Here is a 6,149-nt window from a genome sequence, read left to right as displayed (position 1 = left end):
TTCCGTTGGCATCCCATTGAACATCGATGTGTTGCCCTATCACGGCAAGGTGAATGGCGGACATAGCTACAACAGTTTCACCGACGAGGCAGGACATTTTCACTTTTTCTCGCCTTACGAACGTGAGCCGGAACGTAACCGATGGGTGGCTCCCATAGTGATGCGTGTCTGTTACGAACCTCCGGCTTTGCAGGAGGTGACAGCCGATTATTATCCGGTAGCGGATGTCACATTGAAATTGCCGTACCTGAGTGTCGCAACCTACAACCGAGGACATCTGAATGAAATCAAGCGGGGGGAAACGGTTGGCAGGCGGACCGTGTTCCATAATTTGGGGCGAGGTCTGTTGTACTTTCCTGTTGATTCGCTGCTGAATCTGGCGGGCATACCGCCTTATATTCTGGGGGAAGACGGTGTGCCTCAATTTGTTCCCGCACCTGAGCCGGAACATACCATCCGGTTAAAGGATATGCACCTGTATGATGTAAAACGAATCTTGACGCTTGATATTACCCAGACTTACACCTTGTGCGGATGGGATAACGGCTGGCATGACCTGGCAACCGCCATGCCTGCCGATTCACAGACTCTGCTTTTTGACTCGGTGCCGGATTATAAGCTGTTCGTCATCTACGGCAAGTCGCCTCGCGTGGCGGATATGCAGCGTCCTTTTGTGATACGGGGTGACAGCGTGGTATATTATTGAACGTTATTATAAAGTTAGCAGGAGTTATCTGTTAAAGGCCGAAATCTTTCTGCCGAAAACATATCCGTATGTGCCCGGGTTTCGCTATCTTTGCCTCCCCTTTTTTGAAAAGGGAACCTGAATTTTTTTAATTTTCAATTTCTAAATTTCGTGGCAGAACAAAGAAGAACATCCCGCACTCCGAAAGGAAAGGCACCGCAGCCCGTTACCGACTACGGTCGCATCCAACCGCAAGCACCGGAACTGGAAGAAGCCGTACTGGGTGCCTTGATGATTGAGAAAGACGCTTATTCACTGGTCAGTGAGATTCTGCGTCCCGAGTCATTCTATGAACATAAGCATCAGTTGATATACTCCGCCATCACCGACTTGGCCATCAATCAGAAGCCGGTGGATATCCTCACCGTGAAAGAGCAGCTTTCCAAGCGGGGAGACCTGGAAGAGGTGGGCGGACCGTTCTACATCACCCAGCTCAGCGGCAAGGTGGCATCGTCGGCGCACATCGAATATCATGCACGCATCATCGCGCAGAAGGCATTGGCACGCGAGCTGATTACCTATACCAGCAATATCCAGAGCAAGGCGTTCGACGAGACGCTGGATGTGGACGACCTGATGCAAGAAGCCGAGGGCAAGCTGTTCGAGATTTCTCAACAGAACATGAAGAAGGATTATACGCAGATTAATCCGGTCATCGCCCAGGCATACGAGCAGATTCAGAAGGCCGCCGCACGTACCGACGGATTGAGCGGACTGGAGAGCGGCTATACCAAACTGGACAAGATGACTTCCGGCTGGCAGAATTCCGACCTTATCATCATCGCGGCACGTCCTGCCATGGGTAAGACGGCGTTCGTGCTCTCTATGGCGAAGAACATTGCCGTGAATTTCCGCAACCCCGTGGCGCTGTTCTCGCTCGAAATGAGCAACGTGCAGTTGGTGAACCGTCTGATATCCAATGTGTGCGAGATTCCGAGCGAGAAAATCAAGAGCGGTCAGCTGGCGGACTATGAATGGCAACAGCTGGACTACAAGTTGCGCGACTTGCTGGACGCTCCGCTCTATGTGGACGATACGCCTTCATTGTCCGTGTTCGAGCTTCGTACCAAAGCCCGCCGCCTGGTGCGTGAGCATGGCGTGAAGATTATCATCATCGACTACCTCCAGCTGATGAATGCCAGCGGCATGTCGTTCGGCAGCCGCCAGGAAGAGGTGAGTACCATCTCGCGTTCGCTGAAGGGGTTGGCAAAGGAGCTGAACATTCCCATCATCGCCCTGTCGCAGTTGAACCGTGGCGTGGAGAACCGCGAGGGCGAGGAGGGCAAGCGGCCTCAGTTGAGCGACCTTCGTGAGTCCGGTGCCATCGAGCAGGATGCCGATATGGTGTGCTTCATTCACCGTCCCGAGTATTACAAGATTTATACTTCGGCCGATGGCTCCGACCTTCGGGGCATGGCGGAAATCATCATAGCCAAGCACCGTAACGGTGCCGTGGGCGATGTGCGCCTGAGGTTCATCGGCCAGTACACCCGCTTCCAGAATCCGGAGGACGACATGGTGATTCCGCCTCCCGCAGAGGGTGGGGGGGCAACCTTCGGCTCACGGATGAATACGCCCATCGGAAGCACGGCGACTCCGCCCCCGCCTCCCGACAATTATTATCCGCAGGCGGATAACCCGTTCGGGGGAGCAGGACCGGACGGACCGTTGCCGTTCTAAGAGAGAGGTTCTGGCTGTCACGGCTCTTTCATTTAAAGTTTGTTTTCATTTATAAGTGTAAGTCCTAAATGAAAGAACCGTGGTCAGGCTGTCCGGAAAACCTTGTCGTCGCTTGCTTAATGTCATGATTTCGGGCACGGATTTCACGGATTTCTTGTAAAGAATAATCAGATATATAGGGAGCAAAAAATGCGTATATAGGCGTTTTCGGCCCCCTATATGGGTGCTTTTCGCTCCGTGGCTATGCGCTTATTTCTCCTTCGGCTGTTTCTGCCTTTCTTTCAGTCTCCGCAGCTTCCATTTGTTCCAGAAGAGGAGTTCGCTCCATTTATTGAAATCTTTCTTGAAGATGATGCCGATGCCCTGCGTGGTCAGGTTGGTGCGGGTGTAGTAGCGGTCGTTGGTCTCGTTGTAGGCTTTCAGGCGGATGTCGCCGGAGCGGTTGACGAGCCATTCGGCCTCAAAGTCTCCCACGAAGTTGGTGTTCGCCATCGGGTTGTCGCGGTAGCCGAAGTTGCCGTTGATGAGCAGCCGGTTGTTCAGCAGTTGTCCCGAAAGCATGGTCTCGAACTCCACGTCCGTCCATCCCTTCTCGCCGGTGCTGAAGTTGGTGCCGAAGTTCCAGTTGCTGACGTTGAGTATGTTGGACAAGGCATTGTTCAGCTGTCCGGAGAGGGTGGACGATACCACGCTTGACATCATGTTGGAGTTTTGCGTGGCGCCCAGATTCTCGGGGGTATAGAATTTGCCGATGGCCAGCAGGTAGAGTATCTGCATGTTCATCTGTTCGTCGGTGGGGATGTAGTTGCGTACCAGGGCTTGCACTTCATCCCGTTCGTTGGGCAGTTCGATGTCAAAGTCGAGGTCGGGGGCAGTCAGTTGTCCGGAGAGGTTCATGATGCAGTTAACCTTTACATTGGTCTGGTTGATATAGCCGGTGGAGGTGGCTTCGTTGGGCATCAGGTCGTTCAGCGAAGCGGAGTTCACCGTATAACCGGCCTTGATGTCCAACGTGGCATCCAGCGGAGAGCCGTTGAAGGCGATGGCGCTTCCGTCTCTGATGATGAAGTCCTTGCGAATCACTTCCTGCAAGCTGAATTTATAAATGCCTTGATTGATGCGGTAGCTGCCGAACATTCTCACGTCTCCCTTATTGAAGAATTCGGTACGGATGTTTCCGCTTCCCCGTCCGCTGATGTAGTCGCCGGCGATGGGGTCCATGACAATCTTCATGGTGGCGTCGGGGGTGGCATCTACCAGCAGGTTCAGCCGGATGTCCGTGTCGCCTTCTTCTTCGCTTTCCTCTTGTGCGATTTCGTAATCGGAGAGGCGCACAGAGTCTTGTACGGCACGACGGGGTGTCTTGTCCACAAATCGGATGAACTGGTTGCTGACTGCCGTGGAAACGTTATCCTTTATATAGGTAAAGATGGAGTTGCGGTTGGTAGTCATCGCCACGTCGATGTTCACGCCGTCTTGCGCATTGCCCGCAATGGTGGCGTTGCCCGTGCCGTAGATGGTTCCATAGAAAGGATAGTCGGGCGATTCTTTTGTGTTCATCACCAGCATGTTGTTGACGTTGAAGTTGAACCGGTATTCCAAATCTTTGAAATGCCGGTAATGGAGATAGCCGTTTACATGGCCCTGATGTCCTTGCGTATCAAAGACCCGGTTGTTTTTGAATGTCAATCCGCCGGGTTCGATGTAGATGCTGTCTTTCAAGGAGAAGGTCGTATTCAGCACATCGACTTTCATGGAGGCGTCGCCAAACACGCGTCCCTCCATGGTCAAAGCCTTGAACTTGCCGTAGAAGTGCACCTGTCCGGTGGCACGTCCATGGAAGTCGGGCGTGATGCTGTTCATGTAGTAGTGGATGAACTTCAGGTTGGTGTTGTCTGCCTCAATCTGCAGGTCGAGGGCGCTGGTCGGCTTTAGGGGATATACATATCCGTGCACATGGCTGTGGGCGATGTCCGCCTCTTGGATGTGGGCGTCCAGGTAGATGCCTTTCACGTTGTGGTGCCATTCTCCGTGTATGTCGGCATCTCCCAGCAGTCCGTCGTTCAGCCCGAGGTTGCGGATGAACAGGTCGGTGCTCATGACCGGCTTATCTAATACTCCGCTGGCGAAAGCTGGCCCGGTGGCTTCACCTTTAAAATTGACACCAAGGTCGGCGATGTCGAACACATAGCCGATGTTTATCTGCTTTAAGTCCAGGCGTACAGTATCTTCCGGTTCCTTTGACACCACTCCGTCAATCCGCAGATGGCGGTCTTTGTGGCTGAAACAGAAATTGTTGACATACACTTTTCCGGAATCAAGCACCACCTGAGAAGGGTGTATCTCCCACAAGGTGTCGTTCAGGATGGCGTTGGTGGGCTGTATGTCGATGATGGTTTTCAGGGGGGGCAGTTTCTTATTGTTGCCGTTCTTCTCTTGCTGTTCGCGGATAAAGTGTGCGACGACACCCAGCTTGCCGCTATAAGTGGCGGTATTGTTGTTGCCCCAATTCAGCGTTGTCCGGATGCTGTCGTTTTTGGCATGCGCTTCCAATGCCATGTTGACGGTTCCATCTGTCTTTCGGTTACTGAAACGCACGTGCGCATGAAACTGGTCATCGTAGTTTTCGCAAAGAAACATGCCTGACTCCATGAATTTGTTTTCGTAACGCAGACGGGGAAAATATCCTTCCACACGCAGACGCCGCGCTTTGTCGTTGAAATATCCTTTGACGGTAGAAGGCGTATATATCTTTATCGGCATCAGGAAAACGGTAGAGAGCAGGTCCGTATTATTCACACGCAAATCGAAGTGAAAGTTGTTTTCCGTTTCAACAGGTTTCTTGTCCGGTTGGATAAGGGTGGGGAGGTAGCGCCGCATAATGTTCAGTATGCTGGCAGGCAGGGTACGGTAGGAGTAGTCGCCTTCTATGTAGCCTTGCAAGAAGTCGGACCGGATGCTCAGACGTTTCCGGTTCTCGTCTTTCCGGGCAGTAATCTTCAGGTTGTTCATAGAGTATTGTGTCTCCGGGGAGGTGAATTGCAGGCTGTCTATGCTGATTTCACCGTTCATCTCATCGATGGAGCCGCCGGTGAAGTTTGCCTTGATCTTGACCGACATTTCCGTGTCCTCGTAGTTGGGTGTCAGATGGAGGGCGTGTGGACGGATTTTGTCTATACTTGCCAGAAAATTGAATGTCGGAATCCTACTGACCGTATTAATGCTGCCGATGACGGCTACCGCACCGTTAGGGTCATCCACTGCGATTTCTCCGATGAAGCCTCCCTGCTTATACTCTCCGTCCAGCGTGATGTTTTCATACGTGTAGTCGCTATAATCAATGGAGGCGATTAGGCCTTTCAGCGTTACGGTTGGGTATTGATTTTCGTAATGGCTGCCATTGACATCCAAGTTGAAGGTTACCTTGCCGAGCTTGTCGTTACCCAACATCTTGCCAAGCTCGAAATTCTCCGTTTTCATCGCACCGGAGTAGGCGAAATGACCTTTTCCCTTGTCTGAACTTAGCTTCAGGTCGGTCTGGATGTTGCCTAAGTCGGTATGCACCAACCCGTAGGTGACAAGGTCGTTGAAGTAGCCGGACACCTCTCCACGGAAAGAAACGGTTCCCAGATGCTGCAAAACAGGAGGTACTCCGTTGTAGTTTTGGCTGAAGTTCCGGACGAAGAAGGCGATTCCTTCAGGATCGGCATAAAGATGGGATAGG

General features: G+C 52.3%; 2 protein-coding genes and 1 pseudogene. 2 read left to right on the top strand and 1 reads right to left on the bottom strand.

Annotated elements, in window-relative coordinates:
* Positions 1-706, top strand: a pseudogene (locus K2G43_RS07185) (hypothetical protein); the annotation flags it as partial.
* A gap of 150 nt (positions 707-856) precedes the next feature.
* Positions 857-2,425 (top strand): replicative DNA helicase, encoded by a 1,569-nt coding sequence (gene dnaB / locus K2G43_RS07180; protein WP_300153792.1) that lies wholly within the window; start codon positions 857-859, stop codon positions 2,423-2,425.
* Between the two features lie 249 nt (positions 2,426-2,674).
* Here the strand turns inward: dnaB and K2G43_RS07175 are convergent.
* Positions 2,675-6,149, bottom strand: a 3,475-nt coding sequence (locus tag K2G43_RS07175) for a translocation/assembly module TamB domain-containing protein (RefSeq protein ID WP_300153790.1), incomplete at its 5' end; no start/stop codon positions are given.

This window comes from Bacteroides sp. (assembly GCF_029057325.1).
In the GTDB taxonomy this organism is placed as follows: Bacteria; Bacteroidota; Bacteroidia; order Bacteroidales; family Bacteroidaceae; genus Bacteroides.
The sequence above is the reverse complement of the archived record's forward strand: the minus strand, read 5'-3'. Positions and strand labels throughout refer to the sequence as shown.